Here is a 24,562-nt window from a genome sequence, read left to right on the forward strand (position 1 = left end):
GCGCCCGGCACGACGGCGCCGCAGGCGCTGCCGGCATCGGCGCCGCGCGTGCGGGCGCGGATCGTAAATCGCCCCGGCTATGTGAACGTAAAAGTACAATCCATGCATCAACTCCAACGACGAATGCGGAGAATCGGGTCATGATGCACAGTAATGGGCGCCCATCGGGTGCGGCTCCGGCCGCCGCCGGGCAGGGCGCAGGCGTGGACGGGGCGCCGGCACGCAAACGCCCGCGTCCGGGCGAGCGGCGGGTGCAGATCCTGCAAACGCTGGCCGGGATGCTGGAAGTGCCGCGCGGGGAAAAGGTCACCACCGCGGCGCTGGCTGCCAAGCTCAGCGTATCGGAGGCGGCGCTATACCGCCATTTCGCCAGCAAGGCGCAGATGTTCGAAGGCCTGATCGGCTTTATCGAGCAGACCGTCTTCGGCCTGATCAATCAGATCACCACCCAGGAAGAGCATGGCTTGCGCCAGGCGCACGCCGTGGTGCGCATGCTGCTGTCCTTTGCCGAGAAGAATCCCGGCATGACGCGCGTGCTGACCGGCGAAGCGCTGGTGGGCGAGCACGACCGCCTGCAGGAGCGCATCAACCAGCTAGTGGACCGGATCGAGGCCTCGCTGCGGCAGTGCCTGAAGATCGCCATCAGCCAGGGCGCCTTTCCGCCCGACGCCGATGTGCCGGTGCGCGCCGCGCTGATCGTGGCGACCGTGCAGGGGCAGTGGCATCGCTATGCCAAGAGCGGCTTTCGCAAGCTGCCCAGCGAGAACGCGGACGCGCAGTTGCGTGTGCTGCTCGGCTAGGCTGCGCCCATTCTGAAGCATTGGCCGAAGCCGGCCGGATGCGCCAAAACCGATTGAAATGACGACGGTGTTTACTCCCTCTCCCCTCAGGGGGAGAGGGCTGGGGAGAGGGGTGGCTTAGCCAGGAGCCACTGGAAGCGAAGCCAATGGTTGTTTCCAGCATGACGGCGTAACCAGCGCCCGCCCTCTCCCCCGGCCCCTCTCCCACAAGTGGGAGAGGGGAGCAAACCAGCTGCCCTGGACGAAGCCGCCGGACAGGCCAAAACCGTCTGCCATGACGACGGCTGTCGCTCCCTCTCCCCTCAGGGGAAGAGGGGAGCAAACCGTGGCATTGTCCTGCGCTCAGGCCTGTATGGTCGCATCGGCGTTTTCGTCGGCCGGGGCCGCAGGCTTGTCGCGCAGCGGCTGCCATGCGGCGCCCGCGGCGTACCAGTCGATGCGCCGGGTCATCACCATGATGGCGGCCAGGATCACGAACATCAGCAGCGAGCCCAGCATCAGCGCATTGTCCTTCGACAGCAGCAGGCCATAGAGCGCGCCGTACAGCACGGTCAGCAGCGTGGCAAAGGCCAGCCCGCGCCGCCAGCTCTGCAGCACGAACGACAGGTAGAAGCCCAGCAGCCCGATGCAGGCAGCGCTGGCCGCCAGGTAGGCGAGCGCGAACGAGATATGCTCGGACAGGCTCAGCAGCAGCAGGAAGAATACCGCGAGTGCGAGGCCTACCAGCAGGTATTGGATCGGGTGGATGCGCAGGCGCTTGACCAGCTCGAACATGAAGAAGCCGGCGAAGGTCAGCAGCACGAACATGGCGCCGTACTTCACCGCGCGCTCCGCCTGCAGGTAGATGTTGACCGGATCGATCAGCGTCACCGACACCGTTTCGAGCATGCCGTCGCCGGTGCCAGCAAGCTGGCTGCGGGCCTTGGTGTTGTACGAGGTCACGCTCCAGTTGCTGCGAAAGCCCTGCGCGCTCACGCTGCGGGTGCGCGGCAGGAAGTCGCCGTCGAAACTCGGATGGGGCCACGCGGAATCGAGCGAGATGTCGTTCTGGTCCCCCACCGGGGTGAAGGCCAGCGACTGCGCGCCCAGCAGCGGCAAGGTCAGCGAGAACGGCACCACGCGCCGTGCCTGCGCGGACCTGCCATCCAGGCCGGGCTTGGCGGCTTTGGCGGGCGGCAAGTCGATCTCGGCGTGCAGGCCTTGCGACAGGCTTTTGAGCCGCGCGCCTTGCTCCAGCTTCAGCGCCTTGCCGTCCAGCTCGAACGCGGGTGCCGCCATCAGGCCGCGCGTGTCGCTGATACCGATCGTGATGTACGGCTGGCCCACCTCAAAGGCGACGTGCCCGGCCGAGCGCGGCAGCTCGGCCGGGTCGGGCAGCGCGATGGTGCCCTGCCAGCGGCTTTGCATCTCGTACACCAGCACCTTGTGGATGCCGCGATAGCGCTCGCTCGGCGTGACCTCGCCCTTGACCCGTAGCATCGTGGGGAAGACCAGCAACTGTCCGACCTCTGCCTGCAGCACGGTGGCATTCGGCCGCTTCGGGTCGCTGCTGTCCGTCACCCGCAGGATCTCCTTGTACGGCAGCACCAGCACCGGGCCGGTCAGGGTCTGCGGGCCGGCGTAGCTTTGCCAGACGCTGCGTACCGCTTCCTCGCGGTAGTGCTTGCGGTCCTGCACGGCATTGCCCACGAGATGCAGCGGGATCAGGATCAGCAGGATCAGGAACGCCGTGATGGCGGATTTGAAAAACAGGATTCGGTTCATGGCGGCAGGCGCGCGGGAGTGACGATGCCGCTAGCTTAGGGTTGCCATGTGAGCCGCCGCGGAAGCCTGCGTGAAGCGATTGGCCCGATTGTGTGCTGAGTGTGAAGTCGCTATGCCGCAGGCAGCGCAAGCGTCGCGCACGCTCCGCCCTCGGCGCGGTTGGCCAGCGTGATTTCACCGTGATGCAGCGTAGCGATCTCGCGCACGAAGCACAGGCCCAGCCCGGTGCTCTTGTCCTGCCCGCCGGGGCGCGGCAGCGAGTAGAAGCGCTCGAACAGGCGCGGCAGCGCATAGTCCGGAATGCCGGGGCCGTGATCGGTGACGCGCACGGCGATCTTCTCGGCGGGATCACTGCCGTGCGCCACGGACACGTCGACCGTGCTGGCCGCCGGCGCGAAGTCGATGGCGTTCTCCAGCAGGTTGCCCAGCGCCTGGTGCAGCAGGAACGGATCGCCTTTCACGACCGGCTCGGGCTGGCCAGATGGCAGCAAGCGCAGCGTCAGGTCGCGCTGGCGGGCGCGCGGCTCCAGCTCATGCAGCAACTGCTCGATCAGCGGCACCAATGCAACCGGCTCGTGGGTCTCCAGGCTCTGGCGTTGCTCCAGCGCCGCCAGCGCCAGCAGCTTGCGGATCATTGCCTCAAGCCGCTGTGCCTGCCGCCGGATATTGGCGACGAAGCGGTGGCGGTCGGCGCCCGGCATGTCTTCCTGCAGCAGCTCGGCGGCGCCGCTGATGGCCGCCAGCGGGCTCTTCATCTCGTGCGTCAGCGTGTGGATGTAGTGCTCGACATATTGCTTGTCCTCCAGCCGCAGGCGCATGCTCTCTACCGAGCGGCCCAGCTCGGCCAGCTCGCTGGCGCCGCGCAGGGGCATTTCGGCGCGCTCGCCCGCCGCCACCGCGCGCGCATAGCGCTGCAGCTGGCGCAGGCCGTGCACCAGCCACAGCGTGCAGGCCAGGCCGATGACGAACGCGCCGCCCATCAGCAACAGGCCGCTCTGCAGGATCTTGCGCTGGCTGCGTTCGATGAACGGCGCCATCGTCACGTTGGGCTTGGCCACGGTCAGGACGCCGATGGTCTTGTTGCCGTCGCGGATGGGGGCTGCCACGTGCATCACCGTGCTGGCATCGTCGTCGGGGTTGGCGCGCGTGCTGCGCGCGCCGTACTCGCCGCGCAGCGTGCGGTAGACATCGTTCCAGCGCGAGTAATCCGCGCCAACCGCCGCCTCGCCGGAATCGAAGCGCACGATGCCGCGCTCGTCCGTGATGTAGATGCGGTAGCCCACCGCATCCTTGTGCATGCCCCAGACATTGGCATCGACCTTGTCCTCGCGCAGCCGCGCCAGGCGGCGCGCGAAGGCGCCGTCGGCGATGCGGCCGTTCTTCATGTCGTCGGCGGCCAGCACCGCCAGCACATGCGCGGTATCGACCAGCGTGTCCTCCATGGCTTGCCGCACGCCGGGCTTGACCTCCTGGACGAATACCCGCAGCGTGAGGAACGCCGCCAGCCCGACGATCAGGAAGAAGCCGAAGAAGATGCGAAGCCCGATATGCATGTGTGGCCGTGGGTAGGTTGTGTATGAAGTGGAGGCGCCGCTCAGCCTTCGAGCGAATAACCCATGCCACGATGGGTGCGGATCGAATCGCACTCCGGATCGAGCGCGCGCAGCTTGGCGCGCACCGTCTTGATATGCGTATCGACGGTGCGGTCGATGGTGTCGAGCGCGTCGTGCCAGACCAGGTCCATCAGCTGCGCGCGCGAATAGATGCGCCCGGGATGCTGCAGCAGCAAGGCCAGGAGCCGGTACTCGTAACGGGTCAGGTCGAGCCACTGGCCGCGCCAGGCCAGGCGCGCGCCGTCGGCATCGAGCGTGAAGCCTTCAGGCTGCACGGGTGCCGGCGCAAGTCCAGGCGGCGCGGCACGCTTGCCGGCGCGCCGCAGGATCACGCGTACCCGCGCCGCCAGCTCTCGCGGCGAGAAGGGCTTCACCACGTAGTCGTCGGCGCCGATCTCCAGCCCGACGATGCGGTCGATTTCCTCGTTGCGCGCGGTGAGGAAGATCACGGGCACATCGGAGAAGGTGCGCAGCGTGCGGCAGACTTCGAAGCCATTGATGTCGGGCAGGCCCACGTCCAGGATCACCAGGTCCGGCGCTTGCGCGCGCAGGCGCGCAAGCGCGGCGCCGCCGAGCGCGCAGTGCTCGACCGTCATGCCTTCGGTGGATAGCGCATAGAGGATGGTGTCCGCGATGGCGGATTCGTCTTCGATGACCAGGATGCTGGGTGGTTTCGTCAAGGCTGGATTGGCGTTTGGTTAGCGTTTGGTTAGCGTCTGGTTCGTGTTTGGATCGCGTCGGGCGGCGCGCCGCCGCCGGCGCCTTTGTTTGCTCTATAATAAGCGGGTCGCGCCGATTTGATGACTGGCTTGCGGGCGCGCGGCGGCATGGTAACCCCTGGAGGCGTGGTTTTGGGGGTCCCGGCAGCCAATATAAATGCGGCTAAAGAGGTGGGTCGGTTCCCTGCCACGCAAGGCACCGACACGCGGGACACAAGACCCGTGCAAAACCCGATTTGGCTGCGCCGTCGTTGATGCTGTGTTTGATGTCAGGTTCGATGTCATCCGCAGGCAACGTCCACGCAATGCCGGTCGGGTTTTTTTTCGCCTGTTTGCCAACGGGCTTATTCCATGACAGACGTAGCTCCGCCTCCTGCCACGTTGGCATTGCCGGCCGATTCGGTCGGCTTCGTCACGCCGCAGCGCATGCATTTCCCCGAGCCGTTGAAGCTGCGCAACGGCACCTCGCTAGCCGACTACGACCTGATGGTCGAGACCTACGGCACGCTCAACGCCGCCCGCTCCAACGCCGTGCTGGTGTGCCACGCGCTCAACGCTTCGCACCACGTGGCCGGCGTGTACGAGCACGACCCGCGCGACGTCGGCTGGTGGGACAACATGGTCGGCCCGGGCAAGCCGCTCGACACCGACCACTTCTTCGTCATCGGCGTCAACAACCTCGGTTCCTGCTTCGGCTCGACCGGCCCGATGAGCGCCAACCCCGCCACCGGCCAGCCCTATGGCGCGATGTTCCCGGTGGTCACGGTGGAAGACTGGGTCAATGCCCAGGCGCGCGTGGCGGACCGGTTCGGCATCACCCAGTTCGCGGCGGTGATGGGCGGCAGCCTGGGCGGCATGCAGGCACTGGCCTGGAGCCTGATGTATCCGCAGCGGCTGCGCCACTGCATCGTGGTGGCATCCACTCCCAAGCTGTCGGCGCAGAACATCGCCTTCAACGAGGTGGCGCGCAGCGCGATCCTGTCCGACCCGGACTTCCACGGCGGCAACTACTACGCGCACGGCGTCAAGCCCAAGCGCGGCCTGCGTGTCGCGCGGATGATCGGCCATATCACTTACCTGTCCGACGAGGACATGGCGGAGAAATTCGGCCGCGAGCTCAAGACCGACGACATCCGCTTCTCCTTCGATGTCGAGTTCCAGGTGGAGAGCTACCTGCGCTACCAGGGCGACAAGTTCGCCGAGTACTTCGATGCCAACACCTACCTGCTGATCACGCGCGCGCTCGATTATTTCGATCCGGCGCTGGCCTTCGGCGGCGATCTCACGCGCGCGGTGTCGCAGACGCAGGCCAGCTTCCTGGTGGCCAGCTTCACCACCGACTGGCGCTTCGCCCCCAATCGCAGCCGCGAACTGGTCAAGGCCCTGCTCGACAACAAGCGCCCGGTCAGCTATGCGGAGATCGATGCGCCGCACGGGCACGACGCCTTCCTGCTCGACGACCCGCGCTATCACAACCTGATGCGCGCCTACTACGAACGCATCGCCGAGGAGATAGGCGCATGAATGCCGCGGCCAACCCCAATATCCTGGCGCTGCGCCCCGACTTCCGCGCCATCGCGCGCTGGATCGAGCCCAACTCCACGGTGCTCGACCTTGGTTGCGGCGACGGCAGCCTGCTGCGCGTGCTGCAGGACGAGCTCGACGTGCAGGCCTACGGCATCGAGATCCAGGACGACGGCGTGCTGGCGTGCGCGCAGAAGGGCGTGCACGTGATCCAGCAGAACCTGGAAGGCGGCCTGGCGCTGTTCGAGGACAAGAGCTTCGATACGGTGATCCTGTCGCAGACGCTGCAGACCATCCACAACACCGCGCAGGTCCTGCGCGAGACGCTGCGGGTGGGGCGCGAATGCATCGTGTCCTTCCCCAACTTCGGCTACTGGCCGCACCGGCTGTCGGTGTTCCGCGGCCGCATGCCGGTGTCGGAGGCGCTGCCGTACCAGTGGTACAACACGCCGAACGTGCGGGTGCTGACCATCAGCGACTTTGAAGCGCTGGCGTCCAAGGTCGGCCTGCGCATCCTCGACCGCGTGGTGATGCATGAGGGCGTGACGGTCAACTGGGGCTCGAACTGGCGCGGCAGCCTGGCGGTGTACCGGGTATGCGCCACCTGAGCCGGCGAGGGCGGGGGGCTTCGTTCAGCCGCCCGCCGCGCTAGTCTCGAGCGCCGCCTGCGCCACCAGGTGGTCGACGAAGGCGCGCACCTTGGGGGCCAGGTGGCGGGTTGGCGTGTAGACCGCGAAGGCGGTGCCCACGTAGGGTTCCAGGATCTCCCAGTCGTGAAGCACCGGTACCAGGCTGCCTGACGCCAGCGCCGCCGCGGCCGAGAAATCCGGCACCAGCCCGATGCCGCCGCCGGCCTGCGCCATGGCGACGATGGCCGCGCTGTTGTTGAGCGTGACCTTCGGCGGGATGCGCAGCGCCACTGTTTGCCCGTCGCGCTTGTGCCGCAGGCTCCAGCGTTCGCCGAAGGCGCCATAGCCCAGGTAGATGCAGCGATGCCCGGCTAGCGCCGCCGGCTCGGCGGGCGTGCCATGCCGGGCCAGCCAGCCGGGTGCCGCCACCAGCCGGTAACGCACCGCGCGGATTGGCCGCGCCGCCAGTCCCGGCGCCAGTTCGCGCGCAATACGGATGGCCACGTCCACGCCTTCTTCCACCAGGTCCACCAGGCGGTCCGCCAGCGTCAGCTGCAGGTCCAGCGCGGGAAAGCGGTCCAGCAGGGCCGGCAGCCGCGGTGCCAGCCAGGCCTGCCCGAACACCACCGGCGCGCTGATCCGCAGCAGGCCATGCGGCGCGCCGCCGTGGTCGCTGGCCAGCGTGTTCACCTCCTGCGCGGCCGCCACCATGCGCGCGCAGGCGGCATGCACCGCTTGCCCGAGTTCGGTCAGGGCAAAGGCGCGCGTGGTCCGTTGCAGCAGGCTTGCGCCGATGGCTGCTTCCAGCCGAGTCACATGGCGGCTGACGGCGGAGGGTGTCATGCCAAGCTCGCGGGCGGCGGCCGAGAAGCTGCCGCATTCCACCACCCGGGCGAATACGGCCATGGCGTTAAGTTGCGCGACGGGCATGGGCTGGCTCCTGGATTTGTGATCACAGGTCAAATGGTAATTGCTTATCTGATGGATTGTTGACTTGATTGCGCGGTGGAACAATGGCGTCCAAGCGTACGAAGCTCCGTAGGAGACATCAATGAATATCGATAGATCTGGCACCGCCGTGGCTTCCCCGGCCGCCACCCCGGCCCCGCAGGCCACGGAATCCGCCCGGCGCGGCGGCGCCTGGCGCATGGTGGCCGCCATCCCCTGTCGGGCACCATCGGCTGGTTCGTGGTGACAAGCGGGCAGTCCCCGCTCGACGTGGTGTTTTTCCGCTGCATCTTCGGCGGCGCCGCGCTGCTGGGCACGCTGGCCCTGCGGCGCGGCTGGCAACCCATGCGCGGCCGCGACTGGGGCTGGATGGCGCTGGGCGGCGTCACGCTGATCCTCAACTGGCTGGCCTTGTTCTCCGCCTATTCGTACAGCGGCATTTCGGTGTCCACGGTGGTCTATCACACCCAGCCCTTCTTCTTGCTTCTGCTGGCGGCGCTGTTCCAGCGCGAGGCCATCGCGCCCGGGCGCCTCGCCTGGCTGGTGCTCGCCTTTGGCGGCGTGGTGCTGATTACCGGGCTGGAACATGGCGGCGCCACTGGCGGCATGCTGTATGGGGTCGGGCTGGCGATGCTGGCGGCATTGCTGTATGCCATCACCACCATGGCCACGCGCCGCCTCAAGGGGATTCCGGCAGGGCAGATCGCGGGCCTGCAGATGGTGATGGGGGTGGTCATGCTGTTCCCGCTGGCGCATCCGGCGGTGGAAACCTTCGGCGGGCGGACCTGGGGGGCGCTGCTGGCGCTTGGCCTGGTGCATACCGGGGTGATGTACACGCTGTTGTACGGCGCCTTCCAGCGCCTGAACGTGCTGTCGATCGCCACGCTGTCGTTTGTCTACCCGCTGGTGGCCATCGTGATCGATGTGCTGGTGTTCGGGGTGGTGCTCACGCCGCTGCAACTGGCGGGCATGGCGCTGATCCTGCTGGCGGTGATCGGCAACCAGCTGGGTTGGAATCCTTTACGGCGGGCGCGGGCGGCACGGGAGGAGGGCTGAGCCGGCGGCGGATTGGAGGGGACGCTCGGTTGACGCGGCGCCAGCGCCCATCTACCGTTTGCAGTATTATCGAACGATCGTACTTTTTTGGTCCCCAACATGTCCGCCACGCCAGCCAGCCAGACTGTCCATTCCTTCGACCACGCGATTGCGCTGGAGCCGGCAGGCGCAAACCTGTTCCACGGCCGCACCACGCCTGCCTACTGGAACATGATCGGCCCCTTCGGCGGCATCACGGCGGCCACCCTGCTGCAGGCCGTGCTGCAGCATCCCGAGCGGCTGGGCGATCCGTCCGCGCTGACCGTCAACTTCGCCGGCCCGATCGTCGAAGGGCCCTTTGTGATCGAGGCGCGTCCGGTGCGTACCAACCGCAACACCCAGCACTGGACCATCGAGCTGCGCCAGGGCGACGAAGTGGCGACCACGGCTACCGCCTTCTTCGCGGTGCGCCGAGAGACCTGGAATTGCGGCGAGGCGGTGTTCCCGCAGGTGCCGCCGGCAAGCGATGTCCCACCGATGGCCGGTTTCGCGCCGGTGCGCTGGCTGGATGCGTATGAGTTGCGGCCGGTGCGCGGCGCCAAGCCGAATGTCGAGGCCGGCACCGAGAATCCGGACAGCTTGACCCAGTTCTGGCTGCGCGACGCGCCCGCGCGTACGCCGGACTTCGCCGCGATGGCGGCATGGTGCGACACCTTCTACCCGCGCATCTTCCTCAAGCGCGCCGGCTTCGTGCCGGCCGGCACCGTGTCGCTGACCACGTACTTCCATGCCGATGCCGAGACCCTGGCCGCGCTGGGCGAGGGCCATGTGCTGGGCAGCGCCCAGGCGCAGGTGTTCCGCCAGGGCTTCTTCGACCAGAGCGCGCAGATCTGGAGCCCGCAGGGCGAACTGCTGGCGACCTCGCACCAGATCGTCTACTACAAGCAGTAAGCGTTCGCGCTGCCGGGTATCAGGGTCAGGGTGTCAGGGGGGGCAGGGGGTCAGGCCGCGGCGCGGGCCTGGGCCTCGTAGCGGTGCACGGTGTTGCGCATCGCCCATAGCAGCACCACGCCGGGCACCGCCACCGCCACGGTGCTGAGGTAGAAGGCCGACCAGCCGAAGGCCTCCACCAGGTAGCCCGAGCTCGGCCCCACATAGACGCGCCCGACCGAGGCCAGCGCGGACAGCAGCGCGTACTGGGTGGCCGAGAACGAGCGGTTGCACAGCGTCATCAACAGCGCCACGAAGGCCGCCGTGCCCATGCCGCCGCAGAGGTTCTCCACCGCGATGGTGGCGCCCATGGTCCACAGGTGCGGCGGCGTCACCGCCAGGATCCAGTAGCCGAGGTTGGACACCCCCTGCAGGATGCCGAATAGCAGCAGCGAGCGGTACAGGCCCAGGCGCACCATCAGCGTGCCGCCGAACAGCGCGCCCACGATGGTGGCGGCCAGCCCGAGCGTCTTGTTGACCAGGCCGACTTCACCGGCCGAAAAGCCCACGCCGCGGATCAGGAAGGTGGTGGACAGGCTGCCGGCAAACGCATCGCCCAGCTTGTAGAGCACGATCAGCAAAAGCAGCCACCAGGCGCCGGGGCGCGAGAAGAAGTCGCGCAGCGGGCCCAGGATGGCTTCTTCCATGGTGCGCGGCGTGCGCGCCGGCGATTCCGCCTCGGGCGCCCACAGCAGGCTGACGATGCCGATGCCCATCAACCCCGCCATCAGCAGGTACATCTGCTGCCAGCCCAGCACGCGGTCGGCCAGCCATAGTGCCAGCCCGCCCGAGACCAGCATCGCCAGCCGGTAGCCCAGCACCTTGACCGCCGCCCCCACGCCGCGCTCCGGCGCGCGCAGCACGTCGGTGCTGTAGGCGTCGAACACGATGTCCTGCGAGGCCGACATGAAGGCCACCAGGGTGGCCAGCGCGGCCAGCGTCCACAGCGCCTCGTGCGGCGGGCAGAAGGCCATGCCCGCGATGCCCAGCACCAGCCCGATCTGGGTCAGCAGCAGCCAGCCGCGGCGCCGGCCCAGCAGCGGCAGCGTATAGCGGTCCATCAGCGGGGCCCACAGGAACTTGAAGATATAGGCCTGGCCCACCAGCGAGAAGAAGCCGATGGTCTTGATATCAAGCCCTTCCACCGTCATCCAGGCCTGCAATGTGCCGGAGGTGAGTGCCAGCGGCAGCCCCGAAGCGAAGCCCAGCGTGAGCATGGCGCCGATGCGGCGATTGCGGAAAATGTCGAGATAGGCTTGAAAGGTCATGAATCAGGATGGCAATCGGGGCAATCGGGGCAATCGAGGCAGTCGGGATGGCGATCAGGCGGGGCAAGGCGCCGTGTATTATTGCATTACCGTCAGCGCCGGCCCCATGCGCGGGATGCGCCGGGCCCGGACCGTGTCCTGGCCGCATCAACCCTTGCTCACCCTGCTTGCAGGAAACCGCATCCAAGGAATCGCACATGTCCGATCGCCAGCGTTGTCAGTGCCGCCACCGGCGGGCCGGGATTGCGTTGCCACGTCGACTGGCCGCGCTGGCGCTGGCAGCCAGCGCCGCGCTGAGCATGGCCGCCGCCCAGGCCCAGGGCCAGGCCCAGCCGCAGGACGCTGAAGATGGCATCCGCGTGCAACGCGGCGGCGCGTCCATCCGCCAGATCGTGCCGGTCGAGGTCATCGAGCAGCAGGCCTCGCAGGAGTACGAGCAACTCAAGGAAGAAGCGCAGGCCAAGAAGACCCTGGTCGGCGACAACAACCCGCAGCTGGTGCGCCTGCGCGCCATCGCCAAGCGCATCCTGCCGCAGACCCCGCGCTGGAACGAACGCGCGAGGCAATGGAAGTGGGAAGTCAACCTGATCAACTCCAAGCAGGTCAATGCGTTCTGCATGCCCGGCGGCAAGATCGCCTTCTACACCGGCCTGCTCGACCAGCTCAAGCTGACCGACGACGAAGTCGCCATGGTGATGGGGCACGAGATAGCCCATGCGCTGCAGGAGCATGCGCGCGAGCGGGCGGCCAAGTCCGAGATCACCAACCTGGGCGCCAACGTGATCTCGCAACTGTTCGGTTTCGGCAACCTCGGCAATATGGCGCTCGGCACCGGGGCGCAGCTGCTCACGCTGCGGTTCTCGCGCTCGGACGAGACCGAGGCCGACCTGGTTGGCATGGACATCGCCGCGCGTGCCGGCTACGACCCGCGCGCCGCCGTGTCGTTGTGGCAAAAAATGGGGGCGGTCTCGCAATCCTCGGCGCAGTCGGGCTCGGAGTTCCTCTCCACCCATCCGTCGGGCCGCACCCGCATCGCCGAGCTGGAGAAGCACCTGCCCGAGGTGTTGCCGCTCTACGCGCGCGCGATCGATTCCAGCGTCGGCAAGCTGCCGACCTATCGGGCCAATATGGCCAACCTGAGCAGCGCGCCGGTCGACAGCGGCGACGACGACCGGCAAAAGCCACTTAGTAAGTAGAGACGCCCGAGAGGCGCTCTTGATGGTGGATCCTGCAAGGGCACGGTGGTCAAGGCCGGGATCTGATCGAAGGGATTTCCTGGGACGAAAAAAAGCCGGCGAACCATCGCCGGCTTTTTCATTCGCGCGCGGCTGGTGAGAGCCGCATTGGCGCTTGAGCGTGTCAGGCGCTCAGGCCAGTCGCCTCGTCCGCGCCGACATGCACGTTCATGCATTGCACGGCAGCGCCGGCAGCGCCCTTGCCCAGGTTGTCCAGGCGCGCCATCAGCACGATGCGCTCGGCCGAGCCGAACACGAACAGGTCCACGCGGTTGGTGTCGTTGCTGGCCTGCACGTCGAAGAAGCCGCCGTCCAGGTTGGCCTCATCGCCCACCGGCATCACGCGCACGAACTGCTCGCCTTCGTAGTGCTTGCGGTAGATGTCCGCGATCTGTTCCGGCGTGACCTTGCGCGCCAGGCGATCCGGGTACACCGGCACCGTCACGGCCAGGCCCTTGAGGAAGTTGCCGACGATCGGGTTGAAGATCGGCGCCTGCGCCAGGCCGGCCTGCACGCGCATCTCGGGCAGGTGCTTGTGCGCGAGGCCGAGCGAGTAGGGGCGCGGGCTGTTGAGCTTGGGGTTACCGCCGGCTTCGAACTCGGCAATCATCTGCTTGCCGCCGCCGCTGTAACCGGTCAGCGAGAATGCCGAGACCGGGTAATCGGCTTGCATCACGCCGGCTTCCACCAGCGGGCGCACCGCCATCAGGAAGGCGCTGGCGTGGCAGCCCGGCACCGCGATGCGCTTGCTGGTGCGGATCTTCTCGCGCTGGCCGCGCGTGAGTTCCGGCAGGCCATAGGCCCAGCTGTCGGTGGTGCGGAACGCCGTGCTGGCGTCGATCACGCAGGTATCGGGATTGGTCACCAGCGCCACGGCCTCGCGGGAGGCAACGTCGGGCAGGCACAGGAAAGCGACGTCGGCGGCATTCAGAAAGCGTGCTCGTTCGGCCGGATCCTTGCGCTTGTCATCGGCGATACGCAGCAGCTCCACATCGGAACGGCCGGAGAGATAGTCGAGCAACCGGAGACCGGTGGTGCCTTCCTGACCATCTACGAACACTTTGAAAACCATGGCGGACTCACTCGGAAATACGAAAGACGAAAGGTCCCACGCCGGAATCGGATGGGAACCAGCATTGTAACTAGGTTGGGGGGACGTGGCAGGGTGCGTGCCGCAATGCAGCGCAAATCCCCTTGTCGTTCATAACCTAGTAGGTTAAATTTGATCGAGAAACATACGCCTCACTGCAGGCCTCACTGCCGGCTCTCGGTGATCAGGACCTACGCGGATCACAATGTATGGCAGGACGTTTACCGGCCAATTGCCGCCGCCGGTGCACTGCATCTGAAACTGATGGTCACCGATGCGGTGCTGGTCGTGTCATTCCAGGAGCTGAAACCATGAAATGTCCAGAATGCGGGGGTGCGGAACTGGTGCAGGACACGCGCGACGTGCCTTATACATACAAGGGCGAAACGGTCATCGTTCCCGCGGTCTCGGGCAGCTTTTGTCCGGCGTGCGGGGAAATCGTGCTGGATCCGAATCAAGCAGACCGGTACGGCGAAGCGGCCGCGGCGTTCCAAAAGCAGGTCAACGCCGCGATCGTCGATCCGGCCTTCATCGTTGCCGTGCGCAAGAAGCTGAGCCTGGACCAGCGCGAGGCCGCGGAGATCTTCGGCGGCGGCGTCAATGCCTTCTCGCGCTACGAAACCGGCAAGACCAAGCCGCCGCTGGCCCTGGTCAAGCTGCTCAAGGTGCTGGAGCGGCACCCGGAGCTGCTCGACGAAGTGCGCTCGGCGTAGCCGGCGCGTCGGCTCACAGCGGGAAGTCGTAGTCGATCGACAGCGGCGCGTGATCGCTGAACTTCTCGTCCTTGTAGATCGAGGTGGCCTGCGCGGTCTCGGCGATCTTGGTCGTGGCCAGGTGGTAATCGATGCGCCACCCGACGTTCTTCACGTAGGCCTGGCCGCGGTTGCTCCACCAGGTGTACTGCTCGGGGCGCGGATCCAGCTTGCGGAACACGTCCACATAGCCGTGCACATCGAACAGTTCGCCGATCCAGCCGCGCTCTTCCGGCAGGAAGCCCGAATTCTTCAGGTTGCCCTTCCAGTTCTTGATGTCGATTTCCTTGTGGGCGATGTTGACGTCGCCGCACAGCACGATCTCGCGCCCGCTGGCCTTGAGTTGCAGCAGGTGGGGCAGGAAGGCTTCCATGAAGCGGAATTTCGCTTGCTGGCGTTCCTCCCCGCTGGAGCCCGAGGGCACGTAGACCGAGATCACGGCAAGGTGCGGATACTGCACCTCGACATAGCGGCCTTCATTATCGAACTCGGCGACGCCGAAGCCGGTGATCACGCGCTCCGGCTTGTGCCGGGTGTAAAGGCCGACACCGCTATAGCCTTTTTTCTCCGCATAATGGAAGTAGCCGTGGTAGCCATGTGGCGCCAGGAACGCTTCCGTCATGTCGGCAGCCTGTGCCTTGAGCTCCTGGACGCAGACCATGTCGGCGTCCTGCTTGCCCATCCATTCGAAAAAGCCTTTCTTGGCCGCGGAGCGGATGCCGTTGAGGTTGGCGCTGATAATCCGTAACATCTCGGGAAATTTTGAAATCAGAGAGAAAAGATGACGCAGCAGACGACGCCGCAGCCCGGCGCTGGCGACCTGAGCCAGACCTTCATCCGCTTCGCGCTCGACGCTGGCGTGCTGTCCTTCGGCGAATTCGTGACCAAAGCGGGCCGCAAGTCGCCGTACTTCTTCAATGCGGGCCTGTTCAACCAGGGTGCGATGCTAGGCCAGGTGGCGCAATTCTATGCGAAAACCCTGCTCGCTTCCGGTTTGGACTTCGACGTGCTATTCGGGCCGGCCTACAAAGGCATCACGCTGGCGTCCGCCACCGCGGTAGCGCTGGCCGGGCTCGGACGTGACGTTGGCTTCGCCTACAACCGCAAGGAAGCCAAGGACCACGGCGAAGGCGGTACGCTGGTGGGCGCCAAGCTGCAGGGCAAGGTCGTGATCATCGACGACGTGATCTCCGCCGGCACCTCGGTGCGCGAGTCGATGGCGATGATCCGCGCGGCTGGCGCGGAGCCGGCGGCCGTGCTGATCGCGCTCGACCGCATGGAAAAGAGCGGCACGGCCGATCAGGTCGGGACGCATTCTGCAGTGCAGGATGTGCAGCGCGAATATGGCGTGCCGGTGATCTCCATCGCCAGCCTGAAGGACTTGCTGGCTTACCTGGACGCATCGCAGGATCCCGCGCTGGGTGGCTCGCGCGAGGCGGTGGCTGCCTATCGGCAGCGCTACGGCGTATAGTCTGGAACCTGTTGCCTGCTGCTTGCAACGCTTTGTCGCAACGCAGCAGATATCGGGGAACCGCGCAGGAAAATCGCCGGTCTGACTGATTTCGCTGGCTGGCCCCTTCCGGATACCCGGGGCCGCCAGGGATTCGTTTTGCCGCCCGGCAAGGCGGCGCAGCATCTCTTTTTTGGAGGTTAGCTGGCGATGGACATCAAGACGATCCGCGAGCAGGCATTCGCCATGCCGCTCACCAGTCCGGCCTATCCGATGGGGCCATACCGCTTCATTCATCGCGAATTCTTCATCATCTCCTACCGCACCGATCCCGAGCTGTTGCGCGCGGTGGTGCCGGAACCCCTGGAGATCGCCGACGCGGTGGTCAACTACGAATTCATCCGCATGCCAGACTCCACCGGGTTTGGCGACTACACCGAATCGGGCCAGGTGATTCCCGTCACCTACCAGGGCAAGCCCGGCAACTACACCCATGCCATGTACCTCGACGACCATCCGCCACTGGCGGGCGGGCGCGAGCTATGGGGCTTCCCGAAGAAGCTGGCCAGCCCCACGCTCGCGGTCCACACCGATACGCTGGTCGGCACGCTCGACTACGGCCCGGTGCGTGTCGCCACCGGCACCATGGGCTACAAGCACCGCGAGCTCGACATGGACGTGCTGGGCCTGGCGCTCGCGAGCACGCCCAACTACCTGCTCAAGGTCATTCCGCACGTGGACGGCTCCGCGCGCATCTGTGAGCTGGTCTGCTACTTCCTGAAAGACGTGCAGATGAAGGGCGCGTGGACCGGGCCCGCAGCGCTATCGCTGTCCCCCCATGCGCTCGCGCCGGTGGCTGCCCTTCCGGTGCTGGAGGTCCTCGGTGCCAAGCACTACGTTGCCGACCTCACCCTAGGTCTGGGTGAGGTGGTGTTCGATTACCTGGCCTGAACGGCCACGCATCCATCGGTTTCCAACGGTTTTCATCGGTCCCGGCCCATCCGGCCGGCCCGCCTAACCTGAATCATCCAGACAGGAGAAACGTCCATGAAGCTCCAAGGAAAATCCGCCATCGTGACCGGCGCCGCCAGCGGCATCGGCAAGGCCATTGCTGACCTGCTGGCCAAGGAGGGCGCGGCGGTCGCCATCGCCGACCTGAATCTCGAGGCTGCGCAGAAGGCCGCCGCCGATATCGAAGCCGCCGGCGGGCGCGCCATCGCCGTGGCGATGGATGTGACCAACGAGGACGCGGTCAACAGCGCCACCGAGGCGGTGGCCAAGGCGTTTGGCGGCATCGATATCCTGATCTCCAACGCCGGCATCCAGATCGTCAACCCGATCCAGAACTACGCCTTCTCCGACTGGAAGAAGATGCAGGCCATCCACGTCGATGGCGCCTTCCTCACCACCAAGGCCGCGCTCCAGCATATGTACAAGGACAAGCGCGGCGGCACCGTGATCTATATGGGCTCGGTGCATTCGCACGAGGCCTCGCCGCTGAAGTCCGCCTACGTTGCCGCCAAGCATGCGCTGCTTGGCCTGGCACGCGTGCTGGCCAAGGAAGGCGCGGAGTACAACGTGCGCTCGCACGTGATCTGTCCGGGTTTCGTGCGCACGCCGCTGGTGGACAAGCAGATTCCCGAACAGGCCAAGGAGCTTGGCATCAGCGAGGAAGAGGTGATTCGCCGCGTCATGCTGGGCGGCACCGTGGACGGCGTGTTCACCACCGTGGACGACGTGGCGCAGACCGCGCTGTTCCTGTGCGCCTTCCCGTCGGCGGCGCTGACCGGGCAGTCCTTTGTCGTGAGCCACGGCTGGTACATGCAGTAAGCGACAAGAAAAGCGGCCGGGCGGCGATACCGCCGCCCGGCCGGCATGACCGCATGCAAGGTCGGAAAGCAAAGTCATCAAGGAGGGGTCGTGGCAGGTGGACGTCGGCAAAAGCTGGATAAAGTGGCACAGGAAAATATAGTGGCACTGCAAAAGGGCACGCCGAAGCAGCAGGCTGTAAAAAGCGCGGCCGTGAGAAGCACGGCTGTAAAAAGCGCCGCGGCGGCCGTGGTAGCGAACCCGGCGGCGCCCGCGCTCAAACACGAGGCTCCAAAGCCCGAACCGTTAAGAGAGCCGGAGCCAAACCTCCTGCCTCCCGGCGGCTGCGCGCCGCCGGACCTCGCGCCTGAGGGCGCCGGCCGCAAGCGGCCGGTTCACAATGAATACGCGGTCAGGGCTTTGGTGCTGCAAGGCGGCGGCGCGCTCGGTTCGTATCAGGCAGGCGTGTACCAGGGACTGGCGGAGGCGGGCATCCAGCCTAACTGGGTGGCCGGGATTTCAATCGGCGCGTTGAACGCTGCCGTGATCGCGGGCAATGCGCCCGAGCGCAGGGTCGAGCAGTTGCGCGCTTTCTGGGACTACATCTGCCAGCAGCCGTGGCTGCCCAGCCTGCTGCCCTACGAGGTGGTCGCGGAGACCGCCGCGCACTGGCCCGATCCACTGCGCATCTGGTTCGACGGCATCGAGGCCGCGCGTGCCATCTTCGAGGGGCAGCGGGGTTTCTTCCAGCCTCGTCCGTGGACCAGCCTGGTGGAGCGCCAGTGTGGCCCCGCCAGCGCCAGCTATTACGACACCAGCCCGCTCAAAGCCACGCTGGAGCGCTTTGCCGATTTTGACCGCATCAACTCGCATCATAAGGAGACGCGCGTGTCGGTTGGCGCGGTGAATGTGCGGACCGGCAATTTCGCTTACTTCGACAACACCCGACGCAAGCTGCACGCCGAGCATTTCATGGCTTCCGGCGCTTTGCCGCCGGGATTTCCCGCGGTGGAGATCGATGGCGAGTTCTATTGGGATGGCGGCCTGGTATCCAACACGCCGCTGTCCGAAGTCCTGACCGCCCAGCCCCGGCGCGACGCGCTGATCTTCCAGGTGGACCTGTGGAGCGCGCGCGGCAAGTTGCCGCACAACCTGCTGGACGTGGCGGAGCGGCAGAAAGACATCCAGTATTCCAGCCGCACGCGCACCATCACGGATTACATGGGCGAGCAGCAGAACTACCGCCGCATGCTGAGCGAGGTGATGGCGCTGGTGCCGCAGGGGCAACGGGACAATGACTGGTACCGCAAGGCGGCGGAGTACGCATGCGATGCGCGCCGCAATGTGATCCAGCTGGTCTATCGCGACAAGACGTTTGAGGGCAACGCCAAGGATTATCAGTTTGGCTTGCTGACCATGAACGATCACTGGACCAGCGGGCTGGACGACATTCGGGAGACATTGAAGCATCCGGAGTGGCTGGCCATGCCGACGCATGAGAAGCCGTTTGTCACGCACGACATCCATCGCGGCAACGGGCATGCCTGACCCGACGCGAGGGGGCCGGGGCCGGCTTGGCCCTGGTCCCTTCGCTGCTGCCCCGCAGCCTCAGACCACCTTGAGCTTCGCCAACTCCGGCTTTCCCGGCGGATACTCGGGCTTCAGTTTCTCGAACACCGCCATCATGATCTCCGCCACCATCAGGTTCCGGTGCGTCTTCGAATTCGCGGGCACGATATGCCACGGTGCTTCCGGCGTGCTGGTCGCGGCAATGGCGGCCTCGTAGGCGGTCTCGTAGTTCTTCCAGTACTGCCGCTCTTCCAGATCCTTCGGGTCGAACTTCCAGTGCTTCTGGGGATCCGCCAGCCGTGCTTCCAGCCGGGCCTTCTGCTCGTCCTTGGAAATATGCAGGAAGCATTTGACGATGGTGGTGCCGGTTTCCAGCAGCATCGTCTCGAAGGCGCGTAGCTGCTTGTAGCGGCGCTCGCATTCGGCTTCGTCGATCCACTCGTGCACCCGCGTGATCAGCACGTCTTCATAGTGGCTGCGATTGAAGACCACGATCTCACCGGCGCGCGGCACCTGGGCATGGATGCGCCACAGGTAGTCGTGCGCGAGTTCTTCGGCGGTGGGGGATTTGAACGCGACGACGCGGATGCCGAGGGGGTCGAAGCTGCGGAACACGCCGCGCACGGTGCCGTCCTTGCCGCTGGTGTCCATGCCTTGCAGCACCACCAGCAGCTTGCGCTTGTGTTCGGCGTAGAAGATGTCCTGCAGCTCGTCAAGCCTGGTGCTCAGTTCGGCAATGCGGGCCTGGTCGGTGGCTTTGTCGCCGCTGGAGAGCGGCTTGGTGCCGGCGTTGAAGTCGGCCAGGCGGAAGTTCTTGCCCGAGGTGATGCGGAAATCGGCGAGCGACATTGGCACTCCATGGAGGGCGCGGCCGTGGCTGGCCGCAAGCCCCTATGGTCAGGCAGGCAGCCGGTCCAGGTCAATGCTGCCTTCGAACACCGTGGTGGCCGGGCCGGTCATGCGTACCGACTCGCCTTCCCCGTCCCAGGCAATCGTCAGGTCCCCGCCATGGGTGTGCACCAGTACGGGCGAGTCCAGCAGGCCGCGGCGAATGCCGGCGACGACTGCCGCGCACGCGCCCGTGCCGCAGGCCAGCGTCTCGCCGGCACCGCGCTCGAACACGCGCAGGCGAATCGTATGGCGCTCCACCACCTGCATGAAGCCGGCGTTGACGCGGTTGGGAAAGCTCGCGTGATGCTCGATGATGGGGCCATCCTGCAGTACCGGGAAGGCCTCGGTGTCGTCCACCACCTGCACCGCGTGGGGATTGCCCATCGAGACGGCCGAAATCCATTCGGTGCGGCCGTTGACTTCCAGCCCGTACAGCGTATCGCGGCCTTCGGCCTTGGTCGGCAGGCCGTCGGAGCGGAACGGCACGCGCTCGGGTTCGAGTTCCGGCGCGCCCATGTCGACCGTGACCTGGCCGTCGTCCTGCAGCGTCAGCGTGATCACGCCGTTCATCACCTGCACGCGCACCGAGCGCTTGTCGGTCAGGCCGTGGTCGGTGACGAAGCGCACGAAGCAGCGCGCGCCATTGCCGCAGTGCTCCACCTCGCCGCCGTCGGCGTTGAAGATGCGGTAGCGGAAGTCGACGTCGTCCCGGGTCGGCTTCTCGACCACCAGGATCTGGTCGGCACCCACGCCGAAATGCCGGCTGGCGAGCGCGCGCCACTGCGCCGGGGTCAGGCTCAGGGTCTGGTGGATGCCGTCGAGCACGACGAAGTCGTTGCCGGCGCCGTGCATCTTGGTGAACTGGAGTTTCATAGTGCGATTGTAGTCGGGCCGTCCCGCGCTTGCTGGCGGCGTATCGAGGGTGGCGCGGGCAGCATATCTGCCTGGCGATGCCGCAGCCGCGCCCACGTGGTCAGTAGTTTTCGCGTTCGCCGTCCGGGCGGTGCTTGAAGCGCTTGTGCACCCAGTAGTACTCGGTGATGCGCGGGCGGATGCAGTCTTCGAAGAAGGCATTCATGCGCCGGGTGTCCTCGGTCACGCTGTCGCCGGGATAGTTTTCCCAAGCCGGCAGGATGCGCAGCACATAGCCCTGGTAGTCGGGCAGCATCTCGGTATAGATCGGCACCACCTTGGCACCGGCCAGCCGCGCCAAGCGGGATACGGACGTCAAGGTCAGGGCCTCCACGCCGAAGAAAGGGATGTATTCCGAGTCGCGCTCGCCGAAGTCCATGTCTGCGATCAGTTGCAGGGCCTCGCCCTTGCGCAGGCAGCGGATGATGTCGCGCGCGCTGTCGTTGCGGGCAATCATGTTGGCGCCGAAGCGCCCGCGCGCGTGCTTGAGGAAGCCGTCGAACAAGGCGTTCTTCTGCTTCGTGTACAGCGACGCGCCGGAGCGTCCCACATGCTCGCGCAGGTGGATGGTGAGGCGGATGGCGCCGGCCTCGACGCCGGACAGATGCAGCGTGACGAGGATATGGGGCGTGCCGTCCAGCGCCACCAGGTCGGCCTGGTCGTCGATCTGGACCCAGCGGCGCATCTGCGCCTCGCTGCCGGTCCAGAAGATGCCGCGCTCCGCAAAGCTGCGAAAGACGGTGCGGAAGGTCTGGCGCGAGAGCGTTTCGATCTCGGCCTCGCTCCGGTCGGGGAAGCACAGGCGCAGGTTGGTCTGCACCACGCGGCGGCGGCTGCTGGGAATCAGGTAGAGCAGGCTGCCCAGGCCTTCGCCGAAGCGCGCCACGAGCGGATAGGGGAGCTTGCCCAGCACGGTCAGCAGGCCGATGCCAAGCCAGGTAAAAATACGGCTCATTTTTGGTCGTTGGAGAGGGGTGCCGGTGCCGGTGCCGGCACCTCCAGCGGATTGCGCGAGGCGTCGGCCGCGGGCGCGCGGGGTGGCTGCGCAGGCGGCAACTCGGCGCCGCCCGGATGCTTGTACCGGTTGTAGCCCCACAGGTACTGGGTCGGGGCTTCCTTCACCAGCTTCTCGACCGCCGCGTTGATCACCGCGACGGCTTCTGCCTGGTCGTCGGGCAGCGGGTCCTTGATCAACTGCACATGGCCGACGAAGCCGGCGCCGCGCGGCAGGCGCTCGGCGAAGATCACCGCGATGGGCGCGCCCGTGAGTTGCTGCAGGCGCTGCACCAGCGTCATGGTGTAGGCCGGCTTGCCGAAAAACGGCGCCCAGGCGCCTTCGCCGCCGGTCGGGACCTGGTCGGGCAGGATGCCGATGGCCTCGCCGCGCTTGAGCGCCTTGACCAGCATGCGCACGCCGCGCGGCTGCGCCGGCGCCATGGCCAGGTTGGGGCGCGTGCGCATCTTGACGATCCAGTCGCGCAGCCAGGCCTGGTGCGGCGGCTTGTACAGCGCCGTGACCGGATGCCGCAGGGCAAATGCCTGAGGAAGCACTTCAAAGCAACCAAGATGCGGCACCAGGATGATCAGCCCGCGGCCCTGCGCCATCAGCTTGTCGAGTTCTGGCCAGAGCCGGGTGGCAAAGCCGTACATGCGGGCCTTGGGATTGCGCCGGCTCCAGAAGTAAGGCATCTCCAGGATCATGCGGCCTGTTGCGCGGGCCGCCTCGGCCAGCATCGCGTCGCTGGCATCGGGATAGGCGTGGCGCAGGTTTTCCCGCAGGCGCGTGCCATAACGTCCCGGCAAGCGTGCCGCCAGCAATCCGAGCGCGCCGCCGATGGCGTGCAGCCAGGAGAGTGGCAAACGGGAAATCAGCCAGAACAGGAAGGTCATCGAATTACGATAGCGGCCCGGCGGGCCGGGTAGGTCATTAATGTTTTGCCGGGCGCTGCCGTTAGTGGGGCATTCAAAATGAATCTCGTGTTGTTACGGGGCCCACCGCACGGCTTGCACTGCCTGCAGGCTTCGCGCCAGGCGCGCAAGCGCGTCGCTCATGCGGGTGGCGCGGCCTGGCCGCGACAGCGTCCGGTATTTGGCAGGCGTGCCAGATAACCGGGGCGCTGCAGCGTAGCTTGCAGGCGCGTATAATAGCGCGTATCGCCGAGTTAACTGACAACTTGCGGGGCGATACCGTTCTACCGGAACGGCATGAAAATACCGCTAAAGCGTCGCCGCCCGGGCTTTGAGGTTGGCGCGCAATAGCCAAACCTGGAGAAAAGTTCGTGGCAAACGACTTCTTGTTCACTTCGGAATCCGTCTCCGAAGGCCATCCCGATAAGGTCGCAGACCAAATTTCCGACGCTGTCCTCGATGCCATCCTGGCCCAGGACAAGTACGCGCGCGTTGCCGCTGAAACGCTGTGCAACACCGGCCTGGTTGTCCTCGCCGGGGAAATCACCACGACCGCCAACGTCGATTACATCCAAGTCGCGCGCGACACCATCAAGCGCATCGGCTACGACAACACCGAATATGGCATCGACTACAAGGGTTGTGCAGTGCTGGTCGCTTACGACAAGCAATCACCTGACATCGCCCAGGGCGTGGACCGCGCCTCCGACGACTACCTGAACCAGGGCGCCGGCGACCAGGGCCTGATGTTCGGCTACGCCTGCGATGAAACGCCGGAGCTGATGCCCTTCCCGATCTATTATTCGCACCGCCTGGTCGAGCGCCAGTCGCAGCTGCGCCGCGACGGACGCCTGCCCTGGCTGCGTCCGGACGCCAAGTCGCAGGTGACCGTGCGTTACGTCGACGGCCGTCCGCACAGCGTGGATACCGTGGTGCTGTCGACCCAGCACTCGCCGGATATCACCCAGGCGCAGATCCGCGAAGCCGTGATCGAGGAAATCATCAAGCCGGTGCTGCCGGCCGAGATGCTCAAGGACACCAAGTACCTGGTCAACCCGACCGGCCGCTTTGTCATCGGCGGCCCGCAAGGCGATTGCGGCCTGACCGGCCGCAAGATCATCGTCGACACCTACGGCGGCGCTTCGCCCCACGGTGGCGGTGCTTTCTCGGGCAAGGATCCGTCCAAGGTCGACCGCTCGGCTGCCTATGCTGCCCGCTACGTCGCCAAGAACATCGTCGCCGCCGGCCTGGCGCGCCAGTGCCAGGTGCAGGTCAGCTACGCCATCGGCGTGGCCCGCCCGATCAACGTGACGGTGTACACCGAAGGCACCGGCAAGATCTCCGACGAGGCGATCGCCGCGCTGGTGCAAGAGCACTTCGACCTGCGCCCGAAGGGCATCGTGCAAATGCTCGACCTGCTGCGCCCGATCTACGAGAAGACCGCTGCCTATGGCCACTTTGGCCGCGAAGAGCCGGAGTTCTCGTGGGAAGCGACCGACAAGGTCGCACTGCTGCGCGCCGCTGCCGGCCTGTAAAGCTGCCGCGAACCTGGCATCGGAAGAACACCGCCCAAGGCGGTGTTTTTTTTCGGTGCGCCCGGCAGGGCGCACTCACTTGAGGGTGCAAGTCCCTTACACACCCGGCAAGGGGAAGTGT

General features: G+C 66.1%; 23 protein-coding genes and 2 pseudogenes. 14 read left to right on the forward strand and 11 right to left on the reverse strand.

Going from position 1 to position 24,562, the window contains the following annotated elements; genetic code table 11:
- Window positions 1-144, forward strand: a pseudogene (locus tag ACGLHR_RS40025) (haloacid dehalogenase); the annotation flags it as partial.
- A complete protein-coding gene (slmA, locus tag ACGLHR_RS40030) occupies window positions 141-800 on the forward strand; it encodes a nucleoid occlusion factor SlmA (RefSeq protein WP_318237231.1) in 660 nt (219 codons plus the stop codon). The pseudogene ACGLHR_RS40025 and the gene slmA, both read left to right, overlap by 4 nt.
- Window positions 801-1,142: 342 nt before the next feature.
- On the opposite strand, the gene creD is transcribed toward slmA, so the two are convergent.
- From creD to creB, 3 genes are all read right to left on the reverse strand, one after another.
- The gene (creD, locus tag ACGLHR_RS40035; RefSeq protein WP_400101157.1) at window positions 1,143-2,564 is read right to left on the reverse strand and encodes a cell envelope integrity protein CreD; all 1,422 of its coding nucleotides are present in this window, start codon (window positions 2,562-2,564) and stop codon (window positions 1,143-1,145) included.
- Window positions 2,565-2,674: 110 nt separating this feature from the next.
- Window positions 2,675-4,117 (reverse strand): two-component system sensor histidine kinase CreC, encoded by a 1,443-nt coding sequence (gene creC / locus ACGLHR_RS40040; protein WP_400101159.1) that lies wholly within the window; start codon window positions 4,115-4,117, stop codon window positions 2,675-2,677.
- Window positions 4,118-4,158: 41 nt separating this feature from the next.
- Window positions 4,159-4,857, reverse strand: coding sequence for a two-component system response regulator CreB (creB, locus tag ACGLHR_RS40045; RefSeq protein ID WP_267605234.1), 699 nt, complete (start codon window positions 4,855-4,857; stop codon window positions 4,159-4,161).
- A gap of 390 nt (window positions 4,858-5,247) precedes the next feature.
- Here creB and ACGLHR_RS40050 point away from each other — a divergent pair, with 390 nt between their 5' ends.
- Both ACGLHR_RS40050 and metW read left to right on the forward strand, forming a co-directional pair.
- Window positions 5,248-6,420: a homoserine O-acetyltransferase gene (locus tag ACGLHR_RS40050; RefSeq protein WP_318234653.1), complete on the forward strand. Its 1,173-nt coding sequence runs from the start codon at window positions 5,248-5,250 to the stop codon at window positions 6,418-6,420.
- On the forward strand, window positions 6,417-7,028 hold the full coding sequence (gene metW, locus ACGLHR_RS40055; protein WP_318234654.1) for a methionine biosynthesis protein MetW: 612 nt from the start codon (window positions 6,417-6,419) through the stop codon (window positions 7,026-7,028). The genes ACGLHR_RS40050 and metW overlap by 4 nt, the downstream gene beginning before the upstream one ends.
- Before the next feature lie 24 nt (window positions 7,029-7,052).
- Here metW and ACGLHR_RS40060 read toward each other — a convergent pair whose 3' ends face one another.
- On the reverse strand, window positions 7,053-7,979 hold the full coding sequence (locus ACGLHR_RS40060) for a LysR family transcriptional regulator (RefSeq protein WP_400101162.1): 927 nt from the start codon (window positions 7,977-7,979) through the stop codon (window positions 7,053-7,055).
- A 217-nt stretch (window positions 7,980-8,196) separates the two neighbouring features.
- Here ACGLHR_RS40060 and ACGLHR_RS40065 point away from each other — a divergent pair.
- Together ACGLHR_RS40065 and ACGLHR_RS40070 are read left to right on the forward strand one after the other, a co-directional pair.
- Window positions 8,197-9,053: pseudogene (locus ACGLHR_RS40065) on the forward strand (DMT family transporter).
- Window positions 9,054-9,152: 99 nt separating this feature from the next.
- Window positions 9,153-9,983, forward strand: coding sequence for an acyl-CoA thioesterase (locus ACGLHR_RS40070; protein ID WP_400101164.1), 831 nt, complete (start codon window positions 9,153-9,155; stop codon window positions 9,981-9,983).
- A gap of 50 nt (window positions 9,984-10,033) precedes the next feature.
- On the opposite strand, the gene ACGLHR_RS40075 is transcribed toward ACGLHR_RS40070, so the two are convergent.
- Window positions 10,034-11,290 carry a muropeptide transporter gene (locus ACGLHR_RS40075; protein ID WP_267605239.1) on the reverse strand — a complete coding sequence of 419 codons (1,257 nt, stop codon included), beginning with the start codon at window positions 11,288-11,290 and terminating at the stop codon, window positions 10,034-10,036.
- A gap of 197 nt (window positions 11,291-11,487) precedes the next feature.
- Here ACGLHR_RS40075 and ACGLHR_RS40080 point away from each other — a divergent pair, with 197 nt between their 5' ends.
- Window positions 11,488-12,486 (forward strand): M48 family metallopeptidase, encoded by a 999-nt coding sequence (locus tag ACGLHR_RS40080; RefSeq protein ID WP_400101166.1) that lies wholly within the window; start codon window positions 11,488-11,490, stop codon window positions 12,484-12,486.
- A 163-nt stretch (window positions 12,487-12,649) separates the two neighbouring features.
- On the opposite strand, the gene argC is transcribed toward ACGLHR_RS40080, so the two are convergent.
- Window positions 12,650-13,597, reverse strand: coding sequence for an N-acetyl-gamma-glutamyl-phosphate reductase (gene argC, locus ACGLHR_RS40085; protein ID WP_318234657.1), 948 nt, complete (start codon window positions 13,595-13,597; stop codon window positions 12,650-12,652).
- A 198-nt stretch (window positions 13,598-13,795) separates the two neighbouring features.
- On the opposite strand from argC, the gene ACGLHR_RS40090 reads away from it, so the two are divergent.
- Together ACGLHR_RS40090 and ACGLHR_RS40095 are read left to right on the forward strand one after the other, a co-directional pair.
- Complete coding sequence (locus ACGLHR_RS40090) at window positions 13,796-13,930, forward strand: type II toxin-antitoxin system MqsR family toxin (protein WP_400101168.1); 135 nt, start codon at window positions 13,796-13,798, stop codon at window positions 13,928-13,930.
- Window positions 13,927-14,328 carry a type II toxin-antitoxin system MqsA family antitoxin gene (locus ACGLHR_RS40095; RefSeq protein ID WP_267605241.1) on the forward strand — a complete coding sequence of 134 codons (402 nt, stop codon included), beginning with the start codon at window positions 13,927-13,929 and terminating at the stop codon, window positions 14,326-14,328. The genes ACGLHR_RS40090 and ACGLHR_RS40095 overlap by 4 nt, the downstream gene beginning before the upstream one ends.
- A 13-nt stretch (window positions 14,329-14,341) precedes the next feature.
- On the opposite strand, the gene ACGLHR_RS40100 is transcribed toward ACGLHR_RS40095, so the two are convergent.
- Window positions 14,342-15,118 carry an exodeoxyribonuclease III gene (locus ACGLHR_RS40100; RefSeq protein WP_400101170.1) on the reverse strand — a complete coding sequence of 259 codons (777 nt, stop codon included), beginning with the start codon at window positions 15,116-15,118 and terminating at the stop codon, window positions 14,342-14,344.
- Window positions 15,119-15,148: 30 nt separating this feature from the next.
- On the opposite strand from ACGLHR_RS40100, the gene pyrE reads away from it, so the two are divergent.
- The 4 genes from pyrE (at window position 15,149) to ACGLHR_RS40120 (ending at window position 19,174) form a co-directional block, all read left to right on the forward strand.
- The gene (gene pyrE, locus ACGLHR_RS40105; protein ID WP_318234660.1) at window positions 15,149-15,838 is read left to right on the forward strand and encodes an orotate phosphoribosyltransferase; all 690 of its coding nucleotides are present in this window, start codon (window positions 15,149-15,151) and stop codon (window positions 15,836-15,838) included.
- Window positions 15,839-16,027: 189 nt separating this feature from the next.
- Window positions 16,028-16,768, forward strand: a complete 741-nt coding sequence (locus ACGLHR_RS40110; RefSeq protein ID WP_267605244.1) for an acetoacetate decarboxylase — start codon at window positions 16,028-16,030, stop codon at window positions 16,766-16,768.
- Window positions 16,769-16,864: 96 nt separating this feature from the next.
- Window positions 16,865-17,647, forward strand: coding sequence for a 3-hydroxybutyrate dehydrogenase (locus tag ACGLHR_RS40115; protein WP_267605245.1), 783 nt, complete (start codon window positions 16,865-16,867; stop codon window positions 17,645-17,647).
- A 309-nt stretch (window positions 17,648-17,956) separates the two neighbouring features.
- Window positions 17,957-19,174: a DUF3734 domain-containing protein gene (locus tag ACGLHR_RS40120; protein WP_400101175.1), complete on the forward strand. Its 1,218-nt coding sequence runs from the start codon at window positions 17,957-17,959 to the stop codon at window positions 19,172-19,174.
- A 60-nt stretch (window positions 19,175-19,234) separates the two neighbouring features.
- Here ACGLHR_RS40120 and ACGLHR_RS40125 read toward each other — a convergent pair whose 3' ends face one another.
- From ACGLHR_RS40125 to ACGLHR_RS40140, 4 genes are all read right to left on the reverse strand, one after another.
- Complete coding sequence (locus tag ACGLHR_RS40125) at window positions 19,235-20,044, reverse strand: polyphosphate kinase 2 family protein (protein ID WP_400101173.1); 810 nt, start codon at window positions 20,042-20,044, stop codon at window positions 19,235-19,237.
- A gap of 48 nt (window positions 20,045-20,092) precedes the next feature.
- Window positions 20,093-20,959, reverse strand: coding sequence for a diaminopimelate epimerase (dapF, locus tag ACGLHR_RS40130; protein ID WP_267605247.1), 867 nt, complete (start codon window positions 20,957-20,959; stop codon window positions 20,093-20,095).
- A 100-nt stretch (window positions 20,960-21,059) separates the two neighbouring features.
- A complete protein-coding gene (locus tag ACGLHR_RS40135) occupies window positions 21,060-21,953 on the reverse strand; it encodes a lipid A biosynthesis lauroyl acyltransferase (RefSeq protein WP_267605248.1) in 894 nt (297 codons plus the stop codon).
- Complete coding sequence (locus tag ACGLHR_RS40140) at window positions 21,950-22,888, reverse strand: lysophospholipid acyltransferase family protein (protein ID WP_400101174.1); 939 nt, start codon at window positions 22,886-22,888, stop codon at window positions 21,950-21,952. Before ACGLHR_RS40140 ends, ACGLHR_RS40135 begins: the two co-directional genes overlap by 4 nt.
- Window positions 22,889-23,277: 389 nt before the next feature.
- On the opposite strand from ACGLHR_RS40140, the gene metK reads away from it, so the two are divergent.
- Complete coding sequence (gene metK, locus ACGLHR_RS40145) at window positions 23,278-24,441, forward strand: methionine adenosyltransferase (RefSeq protein ID WP_267605249.1); 1,164 nt, start codon at window positions 23,278-23,280, stop codon at window positions 24,439-24,441.
- Window positions 24,442-24,562 lie beyond the last annotated feature (121 nt).

This window comes from Cupriavidus sp. CuC1 (assembly GCF_044627735.1).
GTDB lineage: Bacteria > Pseudomonadota > Gammaproteobacteria > Burkholderiales > Burkholderiaceae > Cupriavidus > Cupriavidus ulmosensis.